Source organism: Rhizobium sp. RAF36 (assembly GCF_052114105.1).
Taxonomy (GTDB): Bacteria; Pseudomonadota; Alphaproteobacteria; order Rhizobiales; family Rhizobiaceae; genus Rhizobium.
This window is the reverse complement of the sequence record NZ_JBFREC010000001.1, coordinates 356,988-378,683: the sequence shown is the minus strand read 5'-3', so window position 1 is coordinate 378,683 and position 21,696 is coordinate 356,988. Positions and strand designations below refer to the sequence as shown.

At 60.7% G+C, this 21,696-nt stretch carries 20 protein-coding genes; 7 read left to right on the top strand and 13 right to left on the bottom strand.

All coding sequences use genetic code 11. The annotated features are described in order from the left end of the window. Nucleotides 1-131: 131 nt before the first annotated feature. Nucleotides 132-1,781: an energy-dependent translational throttle protein EttA gene (ettA, locus tag AB4Z25_RS01915; RefSeq protein ID WP_112537763.1), complete on the bottom strand. Its 1,650-nt coding sequence runs from the start codon at nt 1,779-1,781 to the stop codon at nt 132-134. Between the two features lie 113 nt (nt 1,782-1,894). Continuing rightward, on the bottom strand, nt 1,895-2,632 hold the full coding sequence (locus tag AB4Z25_RS01910) for a ribonuclease T2 family protein (RefSeq protein WP_112537764.1): 738 nt from the start codon (nt 2,630-2,632) through the stop codon (nt 1,895-1,897). Nucleotides 2,633-2,782: 150 nt separating this feature from the next. Here AB4Z25_RS01910 and AB4Z25_RS01905 point away from each other — a divergent pair, with 150 nt between their 5' ends. Genes AB4Z25_RS01905 through AB4Z25_RS01890 form a run of 4 tightly spaced genes read left to right on the top strand, consistent with a single transcriptional unit; the run spans nt 2,783 to nt 7,562 of the window. Continuing rightward, complete coding sequence (locus AB4Z25_RS01905; protein WP_112537765.1) at nt 2,783-3,712, top strand: alpha/beta hydrolase; 930 nt, start codon at nt 2,783-2,785, stop codon at nt 3,710-3,712. Nucleotides 3,713-3,741: 29 nt separating this feature from the next. Further along, a complete protein-coding gene (locus tag AB4Z25_RS01900; RefSeq protein WP_442207824.1) occupies nt 3,742-4,680 on the top strand; it encodes a DMT family transporter in 939 nt (312 codons plus the stop codon). A gap of 18 nt (nt 4,681-4,698) precedes the next feature. After that, complete coding sequence (locus AB4Z25_RS01895; protein ID WP_442207823.1) at nt 4,699-5,913, top strand: CaiB/BaiF CoA transferase family protein; 1,215 nt, start codon at nt 4,699-4,701, stop codon at nt 5,911-5,913. Continuing rightward, nucleotides 5,910-7,562 (top strand): thiamine pyrophosphate-binding protein, encoded by a 1,653-nt coding sequence (locus tag AB4Z25_RS01890; RefSeq protein WP_112537768.1) that lies wholly within the window; start codon nt 5,910-5,912, stop codon nt 7,560-7,562. The genes AB4Z25_RS01895 and AB4Z25_RS01890 overlap by 4 nt, the downstream gene beginning before the upstream one ends. Before the next feature lie 64 nt (nt 7,563-7,626). On the opposite strand, the gene AB4Z25_RS01885 is transcribed toward AB4Z25_RS01890, so the two are convergent. From AB4Z25_RS01885 to AB4Z25_RS01875, 3 genes are all read right to left on the bottom strand, one after another. After that, entirely contained in the window at nt 7,627-7,971 is a 345-nt protein-coding gene (locus AB4Z25_RS01885; RefSeq protein WP_112515859.1) for a RidA family protein, read from the bottom strand. Between the two features lie 57 nt (nt 7,972-8,028). Further along, nucleotides 8,029-8,367 carry a TIGR01244 family sulfur transferase gene (locus AB4Z25_RS01880; RefSeq protein WP_112386955.1) on the bottom strand — a complete coding sequence of 113 codons (339 nt, stop codon included), beginning with the start codon at nt 8,365-8,367 and terminating at the stop codon, nt 8,029-8,031. Nucleotides 8,368-8,438: 71 nt separating this feature from the next. Continuing rightward, nucleotides 8,439-9,278 carry a DUF4432 family protein gene (locus AB4Z25_RS01875; RefSeq protein ID WP_112537769.1) on the bottom strand — a complete coding sequence of 280 codons (840 nt, stop codon included), beginning with the start codon at nt 9,276-9,278 and terminating at the stop codon, nt 8,439-8,441. Nucleotides 9,279-9,527: 249 nt separating this feature from the next. On the opposite strand from AB4Z25_RS01875, the gene AB4Z25_RS01870 reads away from it, so the two are divergent. Further along, nucleotides 9,528-10,892 (top strand): L,D-transpeptidase, encoded by a 1,365-nt coding sequence (locus AB4Z25_RS01870; RefSeq protein WP_112387446.1) that lies wholly within the window; start codon nt 9,528-9,530, stop codon nt 10,890-10,892. 66 nt (nt 10,893-10,958) lie between these two features. On the opposite strand, the gene AB4Z25_RS01865 is transcribed toward AB4Z25_RS01870, so the two are convergent. The 8 genes from AB4Z25_RS01865 to AB4Z25_RS01830 all read right to left on the bottom strand — a co-directional run bounded on the left by AB4Z25_RS01865 (nt 10,959) and on the right by AB4Z25_RS01830 (nt 19,299). Further along, nucleotides 10,959-11,672: a ParA family protein gene (locus tag AB4Z25_RS01865; protein WP_112386953.1), complete on the bottom strand. Its 714-nt coding sequence runs from the start codon at nt 11,670-11,672 to the stop codon at nt 10,959-10,961. A 231-nt stretch (nt 11,673-11,903) separates the two neighbouring features. Then, the gene (locus AB4Z25_RS01860) at nt 11,904-13,055 is read right to left on the bottom strand and encodes an iron-containing alcohol dehydrogenase (RefSeq protein WP_112537770.1); all 1,152 of its coding nucleotides are present in this window, start codon (nt 13,053-13,055) and stop codon (nt 11,904-11,906) included. Further along, nucleotides 13,052-14,437 carry an aldehyde dehydrogenase family protein gene (locus AB4Z25_RS01855; RefSeq protein ID WP_112537771.1) on the bottom strand — a complete coding sequence of 462 codons (1,386 nt, stop codon included), beginning with the start codon at nt 14,435-14,437 and terminating at the stop codon, nt 13,052-13,054. Before AB4Z25_RS01855 ends, AB4Z25_RS01860 begins: the two co-directional genes overlap by 4 nt. A gap of 18 nt (nt 14,438-14,455) precedes the next feature. Beyond that, entirely contained in the window at nt 14,456-14,872 is a 417-nt protein-coding gene (locus tag AB4Z25_RS01850) for a type II toxin-antitoxin system VapC family toxin (protein WP_112515854.1), read from the bottom strand. Continuing rightward, entirely contained in the window at nt 14,865-15,260 is a 396-nt protein-coding gene (locus AB4Z25_RS01845; protein WP_442207822.1) for a DUF7662 domain-containing protein, read from the bottom strand. Before AB4Z25_RS01845 ends, AB4Z25_RS01850 begins: the two co-directional genes overlap by 8 nt. An 81-nt stretch (nt 15,261-15,341) precedes the next feature. Next, the gene (locus AB4Z25_RS01840; protein ID WP_112537772.1) at nt 15,342-16,712 is read right to left on the bottom strand and encodes a glutamine synthetase family protein; all 1,371 of its coding nucleotides are present in this window, start codon (nt 16,710-16,712) and stop codon (nt 15,342-15,344) included. Between the two features lie 149 nt (nt 16,713-16,861). After that, a complete protein-coding gene (locus tag AB4Z25_RS01835) occupies nt 16,862-18,409 on the bottom strand; it encodes an amino acid permease (RefSeq protein ID WP_112538007.1) in 1,548 nt (515 codons plus the stop codon). A 116-nt stretch (nt 18,410-18,525) separates the two neighbouring features. Then, nucleotides 18,526-19,299: an N-formylglutamate amidohydrolase gene (locus AB4Z25_RS01830; protein ID WP_112537773.1), complete on the bottom strand. Its 774-nt coding sequence runs from the start codon at nt 19,297-19,299 to the stop codon at nt 18,526-18,528. Between the two features lie 215 nt (nt 19,300-19,514). Here AB4Z25_RS01830 and AB4Z25_RS01825 point away from each other — a divergent pair, with 215 nt between their 5' ends. Together AB4Z25_RS01825 and AB4Z25_RS01820 are read left to right on the top strand one after the other, a co-directional pair. Continuing rightward, entirely contained in the window at nt 19,515-20,387 is an 873-nt protein-coding gene (locus AB4Z25_RS01825) for a MurR/RpiR family transcriptional regulator (protein WP_112537774.1), read from the top strand. A gap of 190 nt (nt 20,388-20,577) precedes the next feature. Beyond that, nucleotides 20,578-21,681, top strand: coding sequence for an ABC transporter substrate-binding protein (locus tag AB4Z25_RS01820; protein ID WP_112537775.1), 1,104 nt, complete (start codon nt 20,578-20,580; stop codon nt 21,679-21,681). Nucleotides 21,682-21,696 lie beyond the last annotated feature (15 nt).

Sequence of the window (21,696 nt, the reverse complement as noted above, 5' to 3'; positions counted from 1 at the left end):
TTTATGTGATTTTCGTAGCGGTAGCAAGCTTCAATTCAGATAATCGCGAAATTCATTGGCCAGATCACGACGCCGCAGACATGCAAAAGCCCCGGCCATGACCGGGGCTTCCAAAGGCGCAGAGGCAGATATCAGCGCGTCAGGCGCTTGTAGGCCTGGCTGCCCGGATTGAGGGCGTCGGGGCCGAGGCGGCGGACCTTGTCCTGCTCGTAGTCTTCGAAGTTGCCTTCGAACCATTCGACATGGCCGTCGCCTTCGAAGGCGAGGATATGCGTCGCCAGACGGTCGAGGAACATGCGATCGTGGCTGATGATGATGGCGCAGCCGGCGAAGTTTTCGAGCGCCGTTTCCAGCGCGCCTAGCGTTTCCGTATCGAGGTCGTTGGTCGGTTCGTCGAGCAGCAGCACGTTGCCGCCGGCCTTCAGCATCTTGGCAAGGTGAACGCGGTTACGCTGACCACCCGAGAGATTGCCGACCTTCTGCTGCTGATCGCCACCCTTGAAGTTGAAGGCGCCGCAATAGGCTCTGGAGTTCATATCGAACTTGCCGAGCTTGATGACTTCGGCGCCGCCGGAGATCTCTTCCCAGACCGTCTTGTTGCCATCCAGCGCATCGCGGCTCTGGTCGACATAGCCGAGATGTACGGTGTCGCCGATGCGCACCGAACCGGCATCTGGTGTTTCCTGGCCGGTGATCATCTTGAACAGCGTCGTCTTGCCGGCGCCGTTCGGGCCGATGATACCGACAATGCCGCCCGGCGGCAGCTTGATCGACAGGTCGTTGATCAGCGTGCGGCCTTCGAAGCCCTTGGTGATGCCTTCCATCTCGATGACGACATTGCCGAGACGCTCGGAGACCGGGATGATGATCTGCGCGTCGCCGGGACGGATGCCTTCGGCGGCATCGACCAGCTGTTCGTAGGCCTTGATACGGGCCTTCGACTTCGCCTGGCGCGCCTTCGGGCTGGAGGCGATCCATTCCTGTTCGCGCGACAGCGCCTTCTGGCGGCCGGCTTCTTCGCGGTTTTCCTGCAGCATGCGCTTGGCCTTGGCCGTCAGGTAGGCAGAGTAGTTGCCTTCGTACGGAATGCCGCGGCCGCGGTCGAGCTCAAGGATCCAGCCCGTGACGTTGTCGAGGAAGTAGCGGTCGTGGGTGATCATCATCACGGCGCCCGGATAATCGCGCAGGTGCTTTTCGAGCCAGGCGATGGTTTCGGCGTCGAGATGGTTGGTCGGTTCGTCGAGCAGCAGCAGGTCCGGCTGCGACAGGAGCAGGCGGCAGAGTGCGATACGGCGGCGTTCACCGCCCGAGAGAATGGTGACGTCGGAGTCCTTCGGCGGGCAGCGCAGCGCTTCCATCGCCATCTCGACCTGCTGTTCCAGATCCCAGAGGTTCTGGCTGTCGATGATGTCCTGCAGCTTGGCGCCCTCGTCCGCCGTCTCGTCGGAATAGTTCATCATCAGCTCGTTGTAGCGGTCGATGATCGCCGTCTTGTCGGCAACACCCATCATGACGTTCTCGAAGGCGGTCTTTGTCGGATCGAGATGCGGCTCCTGCTCAAGGTAGCCAACGGTCGCGCCGTCGGCGAGCCAGGCTTCGCCGGTATATTCCTTGTCCTGACCGGCGATGATGCGCAGCACCGTCGACTTACCGGCGCCGTTCGGGCCGAGAATACCGATCTTGGCATCCGGGTAGAACGACAGGTTGACGTTCTCGAGAATTTTCTTGGCGCCGTAAGACTTGTTGAGTCCCGACATGTGATAAATGAACTGACGTGCCATCTTTAAACTGCTCCGCGCGCAAACGTGTAAATCCGTGGCCGCTATGTAGGCGAAACCCGGCTCCCGGGCAACGCCGAAACCGGCCTCTCTTGCGCTTTGCAGCAGTCTTTGCGTCAGAAACCGGCCGCGTCGACCACACCCTGGTCGCATCCGAAGGAGGTTCGTCCCGCCCCCTGGATCAGCGTTCCGAGATTATCGGCAGAGCCTGGCGCCACCGCATCCTCAGACAAGCCGATCGTCAGCTCGCTGATAACCCGCACACCGCCTGCCCGGCGGCAGCTCATCTTCACCCGGTCGGAAGCGCCAGCGCCAAAACTATTGTCGAAGGCCGCCTTGATCTGATCGGCGCTGACAGACTTGCCGACATTGGCGGCAAACAGCTCGCGCACCGCCGATGCATTGAGATCGCCGATCAGCCGCACGGCCGTGCCGAAATAGGCGTCGGCCGAGAGTTTCGTGCAGGTGCCGTGCTTGGTCCACTCGTGACGCTCGAGCGCCGATTGCGTCCCGGGCATCGCTTTTGCCAGCGCCGCCGCATTCTCCGACGTCAGCTTGACCTCAGGCAGCGACCGCCAGTCGCCATCCTTGTCCGCCGCCTGCTCCTCCTTCGAGACGCCGCAATAATTCTGCCGCATCGGCCAGAGACCATGGAGGGTAAAATTGGTCGCGTCGAAGCGATCCCGCGTCTGGCTGGCGCATTCCGGCTTCTTCTGGTTCGTCTGGCAAAAGGCCGGTTGCCAGCTTGCAGCGAGAATGAAACGCGTGCGCCCCTGCCCTTCCTGTGCGAAAGCCGAAGCCGCCAACAGGCCTGACAAAGCCACGATTGCCGCATTCAGAAAGAACCTGCTCATCTCCATCCCCTAGACAGAACAATACAAGAACAAGTAAGCATGAAGCGCAACGTTCCGCAACCCTGAATCGCAGCATTTTCCCCTGCAAATCGCCGCAGCCCCGCTTGCATTTGACGGCCGATCTGATCTTCTGCGCGCCGGGAGGATCGGATGTTTTCGCAAACACAATGGCTTAACGTGACAGGCGCCTCGCTCGCCTTTCACAGCGAGATGGCCGCGGGCGCGCCACGCGGTATCCTCGTCGTCTGCCACGGCCTTGCCGAGCATTCGAAACGCTATCAGCGCTTTGCGGAAGCCATGGCCGCGCGCGGCTATCATGTCTTTGTGCACGATCATCGCGGCCACGGCGAGACCAAGGCGCCGGATGCGCCGATCGGGCAGTTCGCGAGGCGCGACGGTGTATCCCGCGTGATCGATGACGTTGCCGCCATGCGCGATCATGCAGCGAGCCTGCACCCCGCGCTCCCCGTTATCCTCTTCGGTCATTCGATGGGCGGGCTGATCGCGCTCAACGCCGCGGAGACCTATCCGGAGAAATTCGATGCGGTCGCCATCTGGAACTCGAACTTTGCCGTTGGCCTTTCCGGCCGCGCCGCACAGGCGATCCTTCGCGCCGAAAAGGCGCTGAAGGGCTCGGATGTGCCAAGCGGCATGCTGCCGCGATTGACCTTCGCCGCCTGGGGCAAGTCCATTCCCGGCCACACGACGGAATTCGACTGGCTGTCGCGCGATCCGGCGGAGGTCGCGAAATATATCGCCGATCCTCTCTGCGGCTTCGATGCCTCTGTATCGATGTGGCTCGACGTTTTCGAGCTCACCTTCCGGGCAACTGAAAAGGAGCAACTCGACCGTCTTCCGAAGGATCGTCCGATCCATCTCGTTGGCGGCGGGCAGGATCCGGCAACGGAGCGCGGAAAAGCCGTTTTCTGGCTCTCAAACCATTTGAAACGCCAGGGCTTCTCCCGTATCACCACTGAAATATATCAGGACTTCAGGCACGAGACCTTGAACGAGACCGGCGCAGCAGACACCATCTCGGCCTTCGCCGATTGGTGCGACGGCGCGGTCATGCGGTCCTGACGGGAACATTCCACATGGCAGGCGCGGCAATGAAGACGAACACCTCCTCCGAAGTCACCATGGGCCTGGCGCTCATGCTTCTGTCGGTGCTGTTTTCACCGCTGATCGACATCTTCGCCAAGCTGGCGATCGCCACCGTCCCGTCGGCCGAGATCACCGCCGCGCGTTTCGCCGTCCAGGCGATCTGCATGCTGCCTGTCGTCATCTGGCGCAAGAACCTCGCCGACCTGTCGTGGAAGCAGACCTTCTATCACGCGATCCGCGGGATCATCATGACCATCTCGATGATCTCCTTCGTCGCCACGCTGAAATACATGTCGGTCGCCGATGCCATCGCCATCTTCTTTGTCGAGCCGATCATCCTGACGATCCTCAGCAGCATTTTCCTCGGCGAAGCCATCGGCTGGCGACGCTACACAGCCTGCGGCGTCGGCTTCTTCGGCGCCATCCTGATCATCCAGCCGAGCTTCCAGGAAGTCGGCTTCGTCGCGCTGCTGCCCGTCGTCAGCGCCGTCTGCATCGCCATTTCGGCGATGATGAACCGTGCGCTGGCGCAGCGTGAAGACCCCTGGGTAATGCAGTTCCAGATGGGCCTCTGGGGCCTGCTGTTCTGCGCCATCATCCTCTATATCGGCGAAGGCAGCGGCTCCGATGTCTTCGATCCGGTCATGCCCTCCACTATCGCCTTCGCCTATCTTGCAGGCGTCGGCGTCATGGCGGCGATCGCCGGCATTCTCGGCGTCTATGCCTATCGCGCCGCCCCGGCATCGACGCTGGCGCCACTCCAATATTTCGAAATCGTCTCGGCGACGATCTTCGCCTGGCTGGTCTTTGGCGACTTCCCGGATGCGATCAAATGGCTCGGCATCCTGATCATCATCGCTTCGGGCCTCTACATCATCTGGCGCGAGCGGCGCTTTGCATCCAAGCCCGTATCCGATACATCTGAGGCAACACGGGCGCCGTAATCCGCCCGCGGGAGGAACATGACGGTCAGCAGCAAAAAGCCGCCGCTTGCAGGCATCAGGGTCATCGAACTGGCCCGCGTGCTTGCCGGTCCCTGGGCCGGGCAGATGCTGGCCGATCTCGGCGCCGATGTCATCAAGGTCGAAAACCCCGATGGTGGCGACGATACAAGGCAATGGGGGCCGCCCTTCGTCGAGGGCGCCGACGGCGAAAATCTTTCCGCCGCCTACTACCATTCCACCAACCGCAACAAGCGCTCGATCACCGCCGACCTCAAGACAGAGGAAGGCCAGGTGCTGGTCCGCCGCCTGGCTGCAACAGCCGATGTGCTGATCGAGAACTTCAAGCTCGGCGGCCTCGTCAAATACGGTCTCGATTACGAGAGCCTGCGCCAGATCAATCCCAAACTCGTCTATTGCTCGATCACCGGTTTCGGCCAGACCGGCCCCTATGCCAATCTCGCCGGCTACGATTACATCGTCCAGGGCATGTCGGGTTTCATGTCCGTTACCGGCGAACCAGACGGGCAGCCGATGAAGGCCGGCGTCGCCATCGCCGATATCTTCACCGGCATCTATGCGGTCTCGGCCATCGAAGCGGCGCTGATCCACGCGCTGAAGACCGGCGAAGGCCAGCTGGTCGATATGGCACTGCTCGATGTGCAGTCCGCCATTCTTGCCAACCAGAACATGAACTATCTGGTCTCGGGCAAGGCGCCGGTGCGGCTCGGCAACGCGCATCCGAACATCTCGCCTTACGAAGTCATCCCGGCCGCGGATGGCTATCTCATTCTCGCCGTCGGCAATGACGGACAGTTCCGCCGCCTCTGCACCATCCTCGGCCTCGACGGCATCGGCGAGGACGAGCGTTTCGCCACCAACAAGGCGCGCGTCGCCAACCGCGACGAGGTTCGCCGCCTGGTTTCCGGCAAGACATTGAACTGGCAGAAGGCCGATCTCCTGAAGGCCTGCGAGGATAATGCCGTGCCGGCCGGCGCCATCAATACGATCGAGGAGATGTTCGCCGATCCGCAGGTCATTGCCCGCGGCCTGCGGCTCGATCTCACCGATGCCGCCGGAACACTGATCCCGACGGTTCGAACCCCTGTGGTTCTCTCGGAAACACCGCTACGCTACGAAAGACCGAGCCCGCGCCTCGGCGAGCACCAGGAGGAGGTGCTGGCCGAACTCGAAGCGCTGGAACGGAAAGCACAAGGGAGGGAACAGGCATCATGAGAAAGACCGGCGGAGAATTGATCGTCGAAGCGTTAAAGGCGAATGGCGTCAGCCGCCTTTCCTGCGTTCCCGGCGAAAGCTTCCTCGCGGTCCTCGATGCCCTTCACGACAGCGATATCGAAGTCGTCGTCTGCCGCCAGGAAGGCGGTGCGGCGATGATGGCAGATTGCTGGGGCCGGCTGACCGGCGAGCCCGGCATCTGCATGGTCACCCGCGGCCCCGGCGCCACCAACGCCTCGGCCGGTCTCCACATCGCCCGCCAGGATTCGATCCCGATGATCCTGTTCATCGGCCAGGTCCAGCGCGATGCCCGCGAGCGCGAAGCCTTCCAGGAAGTCGAGTTCCGCCGCGCGCTGACGGAATATGCCAAATGGGTCGGCGAGATCGATGATGCCGCACGCATCCCGGAATTCGTCACCCGCGCTTTTTCCATCGCCACATCCGGCCGCCCCGGCCCCGTCGTCCTGTCACTACCCGAAGACATGCTGCGCGACGAGGTCGAGGCACCCCGCGCCAAGCCCTATGTCCGCGTGGCCGCCTATCCCGGCCGCCGTCAGGTCGATGATTTCTACATGCGCCTGCTGAAGGCCGAACGTCCTCTGGTAATCCTCGGTGGCACCCGCTGGGATGCCGATGCGGTCGCCGATGTCCGCGCCTTCGCCGAGCGCTTCCAGCTGCCGGTCGGCTGCTCGTTCCGCCGCCAGATGCTGTTCGATCATCTGCATCCGAGCTATGCCGGCGATGTCGGCATCGGCATCAACCCGGCTCTGGCGAGAGAGATCAAGGAAAGCGACCTGCTGATCCTGCTCGGCAGCCGCATGTCGGAAATGCCGTCGTCGGGCTATACGCTGATCGATATCCCCTATCCCCAGCAGCAGCTCGTCCATATCTATCCCGATGCATCCGAGCTCGGCCGCATTTATCGCCCGGATCTCGCCATCTGCGCCTCGCCGCAGGATTTCGTCGATGCGCTTGCCGATCTCGAAGCGCCGGGCGAACCACGCTGGGCGGAGCGTACCGAGCGCATGCACCAGGCCTATCTCACATGGTCGAAGCCGCCCCAAACCGGCCCCGGCGCGGTGCAGATGGGGCCGATCATGGACTGGATCGAAGGCAATACCAGAGCCGATGCGATCTTCACCAATGGCGCCGGAAACTACGCCACCTGGCTGCACCGCTTCCATCGCTTCCGGCAGTTCAATACGCAAGCAGCCCCGACCTCAGGCTCAATGGGCTACGGCCTGCCGGCCGCCGTTGCCGCCAAACAGCTGTTTCCGGAGCGCGAAGTGATCTGCTTTGCCGGAGACGGCTGCTTCATGATGCATGGCCAGGAATTCGCCACCGCTGTGCGCTATAACCTGCCGATCATTGTGCTTGTCATCAACAACGGCATCTACGGCACGATCCGCATGCATCAGGAACGGGAATATCCGGGCCGCGTCAGCGGCACCGATCTCACCAACCCTGACTTCGCCGCGCTTGCCCGCGCCTATGGCGGCCATGGCGAAACGGTCGAGACGACGGCGGAATTCGTGCCCGCCTTCGAGCGCGCCCGTGCCAGCCGCAAGCCGGCGATCATCGAGATCAAGCTCGATCCTGAGGCCATTACCCCGGCACGCACGCTGACGCAGATCAGGACGAAGAGCTGAGGGCTCCAAACAAAAAAGCCGGTGAGCGAACCCACCGGCTTCCTGTTTCGGTAGCTCCGGAAAATCAGTCGATCGCCGCCGTGACGATGAACTCGACCTTGTATTTCGGTGCGGCAAGCTTGGCTTCGCTGGTGGCGCGGGCCGGGGTGTTGGCCGGATCGACCCAGGCTTCCCAGGCAGCGTTCATTTCGGCGAAGTCGGAAATGTCGGAGAGATAGATCAGTGTCTGCAGGATCTTCGACTTGCTGGAGCCGGCAGCCGCCAGCAGGCGGTCGACTTCGGCAAGAGCAGCCTTGCACTGATCCGTAACGCTCTCGCCTTCGGCAACCTGGCCGGCGAGGTAAACGGTGTTGCCGTGGACGACGGCGCCGCTCATGCGGGGACCGGGGCCGATGCGCTTGATGCTCATGGTTTTCTCCTGAGTTTCTTATGGAATGAAGGGCGCGGACAAAACCGCGCCGCAGGGTCAGCCGCGAATATGATGGGTCTTCTGATAGATCGCGGTGGAACGGGCGCCGGAGCGGCAATAGCCGAGCATCGGGCGCGGGAATTCGTCAAGCGCGTCGACCATGCCGGTCACGGCTTCTTCGGTCACACCCATCGTGCCGACAGGCACATGCGCGATCTCCAGGCCAAGCTCCTTGGCGCGCGCCGCGATCACGGAAAACGGCGTCTGGTCGGGGCTTTCCTGGTCCGGGCGATGGCAGACGATCGACTTGAAACCCAGAGCCTTGATCTGGTCGAGATCCTCGACCGCAATCTGGCCGGACACCGAATAGTCGTCGTCGATCTGGCGGATGTCCATCACGCGTACCTCCTGAAAATGAACGGCAGAAGCTCTACGATGCGCGACCGCGAGCGTCAACAATTGTTAGCTCATACAAAGGCGAAGGTCAGCGCATAGCTGCGGCTTTCGCCGGGCTTCAGCATGTTGAATTCGCCCGCCGCCTCCAGCTCGCTGCGCAGCACCCAGCGATGCGAGACCGGCTCGATGCCGAGAATATGGGCCGGTGCATTCTGGTTGCGCCAGACCTGCAGGTGCGGCAGCGTATCGGAGCGCGTGCGCACCCTCAGGGTCTTGCCATGCACGGCCTTCATCGGCCCGAGGCGGACTTCGGCAAAGCCGCCCTCTGTCGCCGGTGCCTCGACGCAGAACAACCCGCCGAGTTCGTCGCCGAAGGTCCAGGGGAAGCCGCCGTCTTCCAGCATCTTGCCTTCGAGCCGGGTGCCCTCGTCGAACCATTTGCCGCCGACATTCATATGGTACATCAGGAAGGTCGGGAGAGTCTGGTCACTGGTATTGATGACCTTGTCCTCGAGCGAGACCTCGCCTGTTTGGCCATTGATCTTCCAGAGGCGCTCGATGCGCTGCGGCAGTCCTTCGACAGTGATGAGGTCGATATCGGCGCGGCATTCGGCATTGCCGTTTTCGAACTTGGTCCACAGCACCTTCGCCTTGTGGCCGGAAACCGAGCCATGCAGCGGATAGATCGCGCCGTCGGTACGGCCCGGGATCGGCTCGCGGTGACGGATATGGTCGGGGCCGCAGGTGAACAGGAAGCCTTCGAGCGAATGGTCGATGCGGGGATCGCCGTCATCCGGAATGGCACGCTTGGGCGAAATGTCGACGCCATCGACGACGCAGGCGCCGATATCCATCACAGACGTCTCGTCCAGCATCAGGCGCGGCCCCTTGGCGGCTGCAAACTCGATCATTTCAATCCCTCCCCCTGTCTCAAAACTGCCGTAGCGTTAGGGGCAGCGCAAGGTTTCGTCAATCACGTCGCGCATGATTGCCCGCAACCGGCGATCCGCTGAGGAACCACCGTGGCAAACCAAACGTTTAGCTTCACGCAAGTGATCACGGATATTTTCATAATTTGTTCAGTACGAATTCATAAATTCCACACTAGCGTCAAAATTCGCGGGTGTGTGTCGGCCCAGTCCCTGTTTGAGGTGCAAGACGTGAATCGCATTCTGAAATACGGCCTTTCGCTCGCCGCTGTCGTTCTGGCCGTCACATCCGTCGCGCCGGTAGCGGACGCGCAGCAATATGGCCGCCGCCAGCGCGACGTCGTCATGGTCACGCCAGATGGCCAGATCGTTGACTATATCCCGCCGGGCGCCGACGTTTATTATTCGCGCGACCGCAACGGCAATCGCGTTCTCGTCGACAGCTACGGCAATGTCGTCGCCACCGAAATGCGCTCCAAGGGCTATTATCCCGCAGCTCCATCGCGCGATCCCTATAACAACGACCCCTATAATGCGGAGAGCGGCGATCAGACCCGCTATGGCAGCACCCGCTACATGGAGCGCGGCGCAGTCACCGGCGCGATCCCACGTGACGGAAGCATCGAGCGTCAGCCGCTCGATCAGCCCTATCCTGATAACGGCGACTATGCCGCGATCGATCCCGATCAGCAGGCACCTCAGGCACAGCAGCCAAGGGCACCCGAAGAGCCGGCGATCACCCTGAAGGGCAAGTCGAAGCCGGAGATCGTCGCGCTGCAGGTGTTCCTCGACCGCTCCGGCATCTCGCCAGGTGTCATCGACGGCCACATGGGCTCGAACGTCACTAAGGCGATCTATGCCTACAACCAGATGACCGGCGAAAATCTCGATCCGAACAATACCGACGCGATCCTTGAACAGCTGCGCCTGTCGGGCGGCCTGCCTGTTATCAGCTATACGATCACCCCTGCAGACGCGGCTGGCCCCTATGTCGCCGAGATTCCGGAAGACTACGCACACAAGGCGCTTCTGCCGTCGCTCGCCTATACGTCCACGACCGAGATGCTGGCCGAGCGTTTCCATATGGACGAGGCCTTCCTGAAGGAAATGAACCCCGGCGCCGACTTCACCGTCCCCGGCACCATCATCAAGGTTGTCAATCCGGGCGACCCGAAGACCGGTACGGTCGCCAAGATCCTGGCGGACAAGGCCAAGAAGCAGGTCTTCGCCTATGACGACGCGGGCAATCTGATCGCTGCTTACCCGGCCTCGATCGGTTCCAACGACACGCCCTCGCCGTCAGGAACGGTGCAGGTCGATCGTGTCGCGCTGAACCCGGGCTACACCTACAATCCTAAGATCAACTTCCAGCAGGGCGCCAACGACAAGGTCCTGAATATTCCGCCAGGCCCGAACGGCCCGGTCGGCACAGTCTGGATCGCGCTGTCCAAACCGACCTACGGCATTCACGGTACCCCCGAACCCTCGAAGATCGGCCGCACACAGAGCCATGGCTGTATCCGCCTGACCAACTGGGACGCGACGGAACTGGCCAAGATGGTCAAGCCCGGCGTCACAGTCGAATTCGTCGATTGATCGCCATGCATTGAAACAAAAAAGCCGCCGGTCTCCCGGCGGCTTTTTTGTTTTCGGCTTGTGAGATCAGGCTGCGTCACGCATCAGCAGGCCGGAGAGACGTGCTGCGACCGGAAGCTTGACCGGCAGCTTGCGCATCATTTCCTCGGCGAAACAGAGAGCATTTTCGCGGGCCTTTTCGAGGTTCGAGACCCGGGTCGCATCCATGGTGGCAAGCGTGCCGCCGCAATCGAAGATGTCGCGAAAAGCCGAGCGTTCGATGATCGCCGTGTCGAGAACAGGAACGTGACGCTCGTTCAGCAGAGCCTTGACCAGCTGCAGCGCGCGCGTCGTCACCATCGAGTTGACGCGGGTCAGCACGACCGAATGACCGATCTTGATCCCTGCCTTCTCGTCGAGATACTGCAGCAGTTCCAGAACCTGCGCGCCGCCGCGGGCATCCATGGCACAGCCCTGGATCGGGATCAGCACGTGGTCGGAAAGACCGACAGCAGTGGCAAGCAGCGGATTGCGCGCGCCCGGCAGATCGATGATGAAATAGTCGGTATTGGCCTTGTTCTCGCTGATATGCAGCGGCAGCGATGCCGAGGTGACGAAGTCGATGACAGAGACGTTCTTCACGTTGCCGGAAATCTCATGCCAGCGGGAAATCCAATGCTGGGGATCGGCGTCCAGAATGGTGACGCGATACCCCTTGCGCGCAAGCTCGGTCGCCAGCAGCAGCACGGCCGTGGTCTTGCCGGCGCCGCCCTTGGTATTTGCAAAAGTAATGACTGGCATATCAGGTCCTCGAAGGGAAAAGTGGCGAGCCGGTTATCGCTCTCATACGCACTTTTCGATTCATCGTGCGGTTAATGCATCCTTTCCAATCGTGGTTAACAAAATCTAAACGGACGACCCGAAATTGCAGCCCGGATTTCTTACATCCCAAGAATTTGGGATGTTTGCAGACAAAAAAAGCCCGGAAAGCCTGTGCTTTCCGGGCCAGCTGGTTGGTCCGCCTTGGTTAACTCAGAAGCAATCCTTGAACAAAGCCTTGGTGTTTTCGAGCGTCATCGTGACAGGATTGCCACCGGCGCTCGGGTCTTCGATCGCCATCGCTGACAATTCGTCGATCCTGTCAGGCGCGATTCCCATCGCCGAGAGGCTTTCGGGAACGCCGAGTTCGGAGCGCAGCTTCAGCACGTAATCATAGAAGCCGTCGAAACCTCCGGCGATGCCGAGATAAGCCGCCGCACGGGCGATCTTCTCTTCGATCACAGCGCGATTGAAACGCAGCACGGCCGGCATCACGACGGCATTGGTCATGCCGTGATGGGTGTTGTAGACGGCGCCGATCGGGTGCGACAACGCATGGATAGCGCCGAGGCCTTTCTGGAACGCGACGGCGCCCATGGCGGCAGCAGCCATCATGTTGGCGCGGGCTTCGAGGTCCGTGCCCTCCTTGTAGGCGCGCGGCAGGAATTCCTTGACGAGGCGCATGCCTTCAAGCGCGATGCCGGCCGACATCGGATGGTAGAAGGGCGAGGAATAGGCTTCCAGGCAATGCGCGAAAGCATCCATGCCGGTGCCGGCGGTGATGATCTTCGGCATCCCGACGGTCAGTTCCGGATCGGAGATCACGACGCCGGGCAGGAACTTCGGATGGAAGATGATCTTCTTCACATGCGTCGCCGAATTGGTGATGACGCTGGCGCGGCCGACTTCCGAGCCGGTTCCCGCCGTCGTCGGCACGGCAACGATCGGTGCAATGCCTTCGACGCTGGCGCGCGTCCACCAGTCGCCGATATCTTCGAAATCCCAGACCGGACGCGTCTGCCCGGCCATAAAGGCCACGCACTTGCCGAGATCGAGACCGGAGCCGCCGCCGAAAGCAACGACGCCGTCGTGACCGCCATCCTTGAAGGCCTTCACACCGGCCTCGAGGTTCTTCTCGTTCGGGTTCGGATCGACATCGGCGAAGATGGCGCGGCCGAGGCCAGCGTCTTCGAGAATGTCGAGCGCGTTCTTGGTGATTGCCATCGAGGCCAGGCCACGGTCGGTGACCAGCAACGGCTTCTTCATGCCGAGGCTCTTGCAGGCGTCGGCGAGCTCCTTGATGCGGCCGCGGCCGAGCTTGACCGCTGTCGGATAGCTCCAGTTGGCTGTGATATTGCTGCTCATGCTGTGACTTTCTTCAGATGGTAGGATTTCGGACGCGTCAGGTTCTGGAAGCCGATGATCGACAGCGAGCCACCGCGGCCGGTTTCCTTGACGCCGGTCCAGCAAAGCGCCGGATCCAGATAGTCGGCGCGGTTCATGAACACCGTTCCGGTTTCGATTTCGCGGCCAAGCCGCCCTGCCCGCTCGGCATCCTTGGTCCAGAGCGAGGCCGTCAGGCCGTACTGGCTGTCATTCATCAGCGCCAGCGCTTCGTCATCGCTCTTGACCTTCATGATACCGACAGCCGGACCGAAGGTTTCTTCGCGCATGAAGGCCATCGAGTGGTCGACATTGACGAGAACCTGCGGCGCGAGATAGGCGCCGCCATCATCCTGCGGGAAGAGCTTCGGATCGACGAGCGTCTTGGCACCCTTGGCAACAGCATCGGCGATCTGCTCGCGCACCACCTTGGCGAAGCGCTTGTGCGCCATCGGGCCGAGCGAGGTTTCAGGATCGAGCGGATTGCCGAGCTTGTAGTTCGAGACCCAGGCGACCGACTTCTCGACGAAGCTGTCGTACAGTGACTCGTGCACATAGATACGCTCGATGCCGCAGCAGCACTGACCGGAATTGTAGGTCGCGCCATCCATCAGCGTATCGACGGCAGCGTCGAGATCGGCGTCTTCCATGACATAGCCCGGATCCTTGCCGCCGAGCTCGAGGCCGAGACCGGTGAAGGTACCAGCCGCCGCCCGCTCCATGGAGCGACCACCTTCGACCGAGCCGGTGAAGTTGACGAAATTGAAGCTGCCGGCAGCGATCAGCGCCGAGGTCGTCTGGTGATCGAGGAAGACATTCTGGAAGACATCTTCAGGGACACCGGCCTCGACGAAAGCCTGTACGAGGCGCTCGCCGACCAGCAGCGTCTGCGATGCATGCTTCAGCACAACGGTATTACCCGCCATCAGCGCCGGAGCGATCGTGTTGATCGCCGTCATATAGGGATAGTTCCAGGGGGCCACGACGAAAACGACGCCATGGGCTTCGCGCTCGATGCGGCGCTCGAACTTGTCGCTCTCTTCAACGACGAGCGGCGCCAGTGCCTCGGCTGCGATCGAGGCCACGTAATTGGAGCGCTCGTTGAAGCCCTTGTACTCGCCGTCATAACGGATCGGACGGCCCATCTGCCAGGCGATCTCGGGTACCACCACGTCGGACATCTCATTAAGACGCGCAACACCCTTCAACACCAGCTGAACGCGCTCTTCGAGCGGGCGCTTCGCCCAGCTCTTCTGCGCCTTGCGCGCCCGCGCCACGGCTTCCGCCGCCGCCTCAAGCGAGAGCGCCGGGCGCTCCGCGTAAACCGATCCGTCGACCGGCGATATGCATTGGATTGCAGTCATTTCAAACGTGCTCCATTTCTAACAAGCCATGACCTTCACATGGCCAGCCGCGCCGTACGCGAGGATAGCTCGATCGCGAGTGACAATCGTCAAGTCGTGCTCGCGAGCGGTGGCGATAAGTATCCGGTCAATAGGATCTTTGTGTTGCAACTGGGGTAGAAACGATGATGCGACGAAGATTTCAGCAGTCACATCACGCTCGGCAACACGCGATTCCAGGAGGAAATCCTGATACCATTTCAGTGCTGTTTTGGTTTCCGAAATGCGGCCTCTTGCCACCAGCATTCCCATTTCCCAAGCGGTTACAGGAGAAACAAAAACTGGTGTGCCGTCACGCCACGCCAATCGCAAAGCGAACCTGGCCTCCTCCGCAAAAGGCGCCTTTTGCGTAAGCCAGATCGCTGCGCAAGTGTCGATCAGAAAACCGTCACTCATTGTAGAGTTTTTCGCTCCATTCGAAATCCATCGGCTCGGTCAAATCGACACCCGGCATAACTGTAAGCGTCCCAACCATGCATCCAAAGATTGGATGATCGGGAAGCTCTGTTACGGGGATATCGCCGTCGGACGCCGTTGATGCAGACTCCACTCGCCGAAAGACCAGACGCTCCGAGGCGATATCGACAGACTCTGTCTCGTAACCTGCATCTAGCCATTGCTTCGTCATAACGTTGTTGTTGGCATTGTTGCTCCACCAAGCGCGATGAAGCTTCGAAGCAGGAAGCTCCTTGCCGAGTATCCGCTCGATGTCCATAAACGTCATAGGTATATGGGCCCGCCTCTGATGCCGGAGGTACTCCCCTAACGGCTCGTACTTGCTCATTTCAGGCCTCCTTTTTGCTCAAACGGCATCCTGAAAATACGCAACAACCATCAAGATTTCAATATAAGTGTTTGTGTGTGTTTATGCCCGCTCGAACCCTCTCGCCACCTCCCAGTCCGTGATCCGGCGATCATATTCTTCCTGCTCCCACTCCGCAGCGCGGGTGTAGTGGTCGATGACGTCGTCGCCGAAGGCGCTGCGCAGCATCTTCGACTTGGTCATGGCAACCGTCGCGGACCGGAGCGTCCGCGGGATCTCGCGCACCTTGCGGGCGCCGTAGGCATCTCCCACGAAGGGTGCTTCGAGTTCAAGCTTGTTCTCGATGCCGTCAATGCCTGCGGCAATCAGCGCAGCGAAGGCGAGATAGGGATTGAGGTCGGAGCCGCCGACACGGCATTCGATGCGGATCGCCTTGGTGCCGTCGCCGCAGAGGCGGTAGCCGGCGGTGCGGTTGTCCTTGCTCCAGATCGCCTTGGTCGGCGCGAATGTGCCGGCCATGAAGCGCTTGTAGGAGTTGATGTAAGGCGCCAGGAAATAGGTGATCTCGCTTGCATGGGCGAGAAGACCGGCGACGTAGTTTTCCATCAGCGGCGACATGCCGTATCTGCCCTTCTCGTCGAAGAACAGCGCCTTCTTGCCATCGAGGCTCCAGAGCGACTGGTGGATATGCGACGAGCTGCCGGCGGCATTGTAATGCCACTTGGCAAGGAAGGTGATGGCCTTGCCCTTCGACCAGGCGATTTCCTTGCAGCCGTTCTTGATGATCGTATGGCGGTCGGCCATCGTCAAAGCTTCGGCATAGCGAACGTTGATCTCTTCCTGTCCGGCAGAGGCTTCGCCCTTCGAATTCTCGACAGGGATTTCGGCGCCCTGCAGTCCGGTACGGATCGCCCGCATGACCTCTTCTTCCTTGGTCGTCTGGAAGATGTGGTAGTCCTCGTTATAGGCGCTCGCGAGCTTCAGGTTGCGATAGCCCGAGGCATGGGCGGATTCATAGGTCTGGTCGAACAGGAAGAATTCCAGTTCCGACGCCATGAACGGCTTCATGCCCATCGCCTCCAGGCGCTTGACCTGCTTCTTCAGGATGGCGCGCGGCGAATGCGCCACTTCCTCATGCGTATGATGATCGAGCAGATCGCAGAGCACCAGAGCCGTACCTTCGAGCCACGGAATACGCCGCAGCGTCGAGAGGTCAGGCTTCATCGTATAGTCGCCGTAACCCTTTTCCCAACTCGTCGCCTTGTAGCCCGAGACGGTTTCCATCTCCATGTCGGTGGCGACGAGATAGTTGCAGCTGTGGGTTTCCTTCCAGGCGCTGTCGAGGAAATACTCGGCCTGGAAGCGCTTGCCCATCAAGCGGCCCTGCATGTCGATCTGGCACGCCAGAACGGTATCGATGCGGCCCTCGGCCACGTCCTTCTTGAGATCGTCGAGAGTGTAGCTGGTGGTCATGATTTACCCGCCTGAATTTTTGATTTTGCGATTTCGGAACAACGAAAGGGCATGCAGCGGCGGGCGAACCCGCCTGATGCTTTTTCATTGAACCGGGGATGGGGCCGCGTGCGCCGCGGCCCCGCCATTCGAGAGGGAAGCCTCTGGCCTTAGTGTTCGCCCACGGCCTTTTCGGCAGCAGCGATTTCTGCCTGACGGCGTGCCACTTCGTCGCCGATCGGCGGACCCTTGAAGCGGCGCTGCTCGAAGCCGAACCAGACGATACCGGCCAGGACAAGGAAGCCGACCGTAACGTAGAGAGCCGGACCGTTCGGCGGCTGAACACCGAGAACGAAGATCAGGATCATCGCCAGGACCGTCAGCACTGCGAACAGCTTGAAGGCGCCCTCACCGATGTTCCACGGGCCCATCTTGTCCCACTTCGACGTACCCCAGGCGAAGAGGCCGAGCGTGATCGGGATCGCGAAGGAGAAGAACAGGAAGATGACCGTGCACGAGACGACGATCGTATAGACCGGCGTATCGCCGATCGAGACGAGCGAAGAGCCCCAGACAAAGAGGACGGAGAGGATCGAACCCGTCCAGATCGCAGCAACCGGCGTGCGGTATTTCGGGCTGACCTTGGCAAGCGCCTTGGAAGCAGGCAGGCCGCCGTCACGCGAGAAGGCGAAGATCATGCGCGACACCGAGGTGACCGTTGCAAGACCGCACAGCCACTGGCTGACCAGAATTGCGAAGTACAGGATGTCCTTGACGAGAGGATTCACCTGCGCGTCCATCGCCCAGAAGAATACGTTCCAGCCCTGCTTTGCGGCATCGTCCATGTTCGGCAGCATGAGGACGAACGAGCACAGCATGATGTAACCGAACAGCGCCGACCACAGCACCGAGGAAACCATGCCGCGCGGCACGGAATGTGCCGCCTTGACGGTTTCTTCGGACGTATGCGCCGAAGCGTCATAGCCGGTGATCGTGTAGATCGGCAGCAGCAGACCGAGCAGGAACACCCAGGTGCCCGATGTCGCCGGCCAGACATTGCCGCCAGCTTCGCCGGAATAGTTGGCGAAGGTGAAGAGGCGGCCGATTTCGTAGGACGGGGCCGCAAAGAGGCAGACGGCCGAAAGCACGATGGCCGTTGCGAAGATCAGGTAGCCCGAGAAGTCCGTGAGCTTGGCGGTCAGGCCGATACCCATGTGATTCACGAGAGCCTGGGCGCCGGTGATGATGACCAGGAAGACGATACGCACGACAGTCGTATCCGTCAGGCCGAAATAGCTGGTGCCGAAGGAACCCATGAAGAAATAATAGGTACCGACATTGATGGCGCCGAGAACGGTGACCAGACCGAGCAGGTTGAACCAGGCGGTCAGCCAGCCGGTGAAGCGGTTGCCGAGGATCGAACCCCAGTGATAGAGGCCGCCGGCCGTCGGATAGGCAGAGCTGATCTGCGCCATCGCCACGGCGAAGACGAGCGAGACGAAGCAACCGATCGGCCAGCCGATGCCGATTGCCGCGCCGCCGGCACCTGCCGTTGCCTGAGCCAGCGAATTGATGCCGCCGGAGAGAATGCAAATGATCGAAAACGAGACTGCGAAGTTCGAGAACGAGCTCATGCGCCGTTCAAGTTCCTGGGCATAGCCCATGGAATGCAGGACACTCATGTCCTGCTTCTTATCCAGATCGGTATAGTCAGACATGACTTCCCCCTGTTCCCGATCGGCCGCGGGATTGCGGTCGATCTTGTGCCAAATTGCCCGTGGCATTTGCCATCGGGCGGTCCGCAGCTAAGCTGCTCCCTGGGGTCTTTTTCTTTTTAGTGTGAGCCTTCCAGACATTGCTGGAGAAGCCCTGAGAGATAGTCGGCCATGACCCCTTGGCCGGCATCGTCCTTGATGAGGTCGTTTCGGACCTCGATCATTACATTGCGGAACCCATTGGAAACCCCGTGCAGGATCAGCGTATGCGTCACGCCGTCTTGAGGGCCGTAGGGCTCGTTGCGTTCTGTCTTGTAGAGCGGCGCATCGGCCGCAGCCGTCAGCATCTTGTCCGCGAGGCGGCTGTCGGCATCGTGCAGGATACCGAGCTCGACTGCACGCGGCTTGCCGTTGAAAACAGGCGTAAAGCTGTGGATTGTGACGACGACAGTCTCCTGTCCCCTCGCCTTTCGCTCCGCGATCAGCCCGCGCACGGCATCGTGAAAAGGAATGTACAGCGCTTCTGTCCGCGCCCTGCGCTCGTCAGCGCCGAGATTCTGGTTGCCCGGAATGGGGTAGATCTCGCTCTTCTCCGGCATCGCGCCCGGCGCTTCCGGCGGGCGGTTGCAATCGTAGATCAGGCGGGAAAAGCGCTGCGAGACGAGCGTTGCGTCAAGTGCGGCGGAAATACCGCGGGCAACTGCCAAAGCGCCCGGATCCCAGGCGATGTGGCTCTCCCGCGCATCCTTCGAAAGGCCAAGATCACCGTAGCGTTCAGGCAGGGTGCGCGAAGCGTGCTCGCAGATGACCAGCAGCGCACTCTTGCCGTCGCGCCGCTCGATGCTGACGCAACTTCCTTCTGCTTCGCTTAGCACCTTCAGTTCAGTGAGCACGGGGGCAACGCCTCGCCAGATGGCTTTATAAAAAATTAATAAGAAAAGAATTCTTCAGGTTCTCCACACTGTCAAGCGCATCCTGAAAATTTCTTTTCATGACAGTAGTTGACATGGATTGTGACAGCGTTGTTAACTTTGAGTGGGAAAGTGGCACCTGACGCAAAGGGAAAGCGTCGGGATCAAAACAAGCCATTCCCGGGGAGCATGATCGAGTGAACGCCGCGTCGAAGACGGTCTCGGACGTCATCCACTCGCATTTCGACGCGCTGACGCGCGCCGAGAAGCAATTGGCTGAAAGTCTGCTGGACAACTACCCAGTCTCCGGGCTGGGCAGCATCACCACCATTGCGGAAAATGCCGGCGTCTCGACGCCGACGGTGGTGCGCATGGTGCAGAAGCTCGGCTTCAAGGGCTATCCGGATTTCCAGGCGCATTTGCATCAGGAGGTCGAAGCGACGATCTCCAACCCGATCGCCAAACACGACCGCTGGGCCTCGAATGCCCCGGGCACACATATTCTCAACCGCTTCGCCGATGCTATCATCGGCAACCTGCGCCAAACGCTGACTGATCTCGACACAGCAACCTTCGAGAACGTCGCGTCGCTGCTGTCTGACCGCAAGCGCGGCCTCTATTTCGTCGGCGGCCGCATCACCGGCGCGCTGGCCGAGTACTTTTTCACTCACATGCAGGTCATCCGGCCAAACACCGCCCTGCTCTCCTCGAATTCGTCGAGTTGGCCGCAATATGTTCTCAACATGAATGCCGGCGACCTGCTGATCATCTTCGATATCCGCCGCTACGAGCAGGAGATGGTGAGCCTGGCGCAGGCAGCCCGCAAGCGCGGCGCTGAAATCATCGTCTTCACCGACCAATGGGGTTCGCCCGCCGCCAAGCTCGCAAGGCACGCGTTCCGCGTCCAGATCGAGGCACCGTCGGCCTGGGATTCCTCGGTCGTCACGCTTTTCATCGTCGAAGCCCTGATCGAAGCCGTCCAGAGCTCGACATGGGACGAAACGAAGGAGCGCATGAAAACGCTGGAGGGCCTGTTCGAGCAGACGCGGCTCTTCCGCAGGCTGAGTTGAGAGGGAAAGGGGCAAGACTAAACGAAATCAATGAGGGCGTAGATAAAATAGAATAGCGCGTCGCAAACAAGACAGCGGCCGCAAGCACCTGCAATCATAAGAAAAATTAACGTCACGCGGCTGTCATACAAGCTTCATGCAACGTCAGTAACAGCTTCGCCAGACCACTGAAAACCGAAGGAGAACAACAGTGATCTCTAACATTTCTCGACTGCTTTCGCTTTCTACTGCGATCGTCGTAGCTTCGACTGCGATTGCCGCAGCTGAACCGAGCGCCGACCTCATCGCTGCCGCCAAGAAGGAAGGCACGCTGACGACCATCGCGCTGCCACACGACTGGTGCGGTTACGGCGACGTCATCGCAGGCTTCAAGGCCAAGTACGGCCTCGAAGTCAACGAACTGAACCCGGACGCTGGTTCGGGCGACGAAATCGAAGCCATCAAGGCCAACAAGGGCAACACCGGCCCGCAGGCTCCTGACGTCATCGACGTCGGTCTCTCCTTCGGCCCGTCTGCCAAGGCCGATGGCCTGATCCAGCCCTACAAGGTCTCCACCTGGGATTCCATTCCGGACACCGCCAAGGATGCCGACGGCTACTGGTACGGCGACTACTACGGCGTTCTCTCGTTCCTCGTGAACAAGGATCTCGTGAAGCAGTCCCCCGCAGACTGGTCTGATCTGCTCAAGAGCGACTACGCTAACTCGGTTGCGCTCGCAGGCGATCCGCGTACCGCAAACCAGGCTGTTCAGGGCGTTTACGCTGCAGGTCTCTCCGCTTCTGGCGGCGACGCTGCCAAGGCTGGCGACGAAGGTCTGAAGTTCTTCGCCGAGCTCAACAAGGCTGGAAACTTTGTGCCGGTAACCGGCAAAGCTGCTCCGTTCGCGCAGGGCTCCACGCCGATCATCGTCGCATGGGACTATAACGCTCTGTCGTGGGGCGAGAGCCTCAAGGGCAACCCGCCATACGAAGTCGTCGTTCCGAAGTCGGGCGTTGTCGCTGGCGTTTACGTTCAGGCGATCTCGGCATTCGCACCGCACCCGAACGCTGCCAAGCTCTGGATGGAATACCTCTATTCGGACGAAGGTCAGCTCGGCTGGCTGAAGGGTTATTGCCACCCGATCCGCTTCAACGATCTTGCCAAGAACAACAAGATCCCGAAGGACCTGCTCGACAAGCTGCCTCCGGCAGCAGCCTACGAAAAGGCTGTTTTCCCGACGCTTGAAGAACAGGCTGCTGGCAAGGAAGCCATCACCAAGAACTGGGATTCCGTCGTCGGCGCCGCCGTCAAGTAATCGACAGGACCGGAA

Bases quoted from the DNA above. Each gene is read 5' to 3' on its own strand.
- AB4Z25_RS01895 (WP_442207823.1), top strand. From the start codon at position 4,699: ATGACGGTCAGCAGCAAAAAGCCGCCGCTTGCAGGCATCAGGGTCATC.
- AB4Z25_RS01865 (WP_112386953.1), bottom strand. From the start codon at position 11,672: ATGCCAGTCATTACTTTTGCAAATACCAAGGGCGGCGCCGGCAAGACC.
- AB4Z25_RS01890 (WP_112537768.1), top strand. From the start codon at position 5,910: ATGAGAAAGACCGGCGGAGAATTGATCGTCGAAGCGTTAAAGGCGAAT.
- AB4Z25_RS01880 (WP_112386955.1), bottom strand. From the start codon at position 8,367: ATGGACATCCGCCAGATCGACGACGACTATTCGGTGTCCGGCCAGATT.
- AB4Z25_RS01835 (WP_112538007.1), bottom strand. From the start codon at position 18,409: ATGTCTGACTATACCGATCTGGATAAGAAGCAGGACATGAGTGTCCTG.
- AB4Z25_RS01845 (WP_442207822.1), bottom strand. From the start codon at position 15,260: ATGAGCAAGTACGAGCCGTTAGGGGAGTACCTCCGGCATCAGAGGCGG.
- AB4Z25_RS01840 (WP_112537772.1), bottom strand. From the start codon at position 16,712: ATGACCACCAGCTACACTCTCGACGATCTCAAGAAGGACGTGGCCGAG.
- AB4Z25_RS01885 (WP_112515859.1), bottom strand. From the start codon at position 7,971: ATGAGCATCAAGCGCATCGGCCCCGGTCCCCGCATGAGCGGCGCCGTC.
- AB4Z25_RS01875 (WP_112537769.1), bottom strand. From the start codon at position 9,278: ATGATCGAGTTTGCAGCCGCCAAGGGGCCGCGCCTGATGCTGGACGAG.
- AB4Z25_RS01905 (WP_112537765.1), top strand. From the start codon at position 2,783: ATGTTTTCGCAAACACAATGGCTTAACGTGACAGGCGCCTCGCTCGCC.
- AB4Z25_RS01855 (WP_112537771.1), bottom strand. From the start codon at position 14,437: ATGACTGCAATCCAATGCATATCGCCGGTCGACGGATCGGTTTACGCG.
- ettA (WP_112537763.1), bottom strand. From the start codon at position 1,781: ATGGCACGTCAGTTCATTTATCACATGTCGGGACTCAACAAGTCTTAC.
- AB4Z25_RS01860 (WP_112537770.1), bottom strand. From the start codon at position 13,055: ATGAGCAGCAATATCACAGCCAACTGGAGCTATCCGACAGCGGTCAAG.
- AB4Z25_RS01900 (WP_442207824.1), top strand. From the start codon at position 3,742: ATGAAGACGAACACCTCCTCCGAAGTCACCATGGGCCTGGCGCTCATG.
- AB4Z25_RS01850 (WP_112515854.1), bottom strand. From the start codon at position 14,872: ATGAGTGACGGTTTTCTGATCGACACTTGCGCAGCGATCTGGCTTACG.
- AB4Z25_RS01910 (WP_112537764.1), bottom strand. From the start codon at position 2,632: ATGAGCAGGTTCTTTCTGAATGCGGCAATCGTGGCTTTGTCAGGCCTG.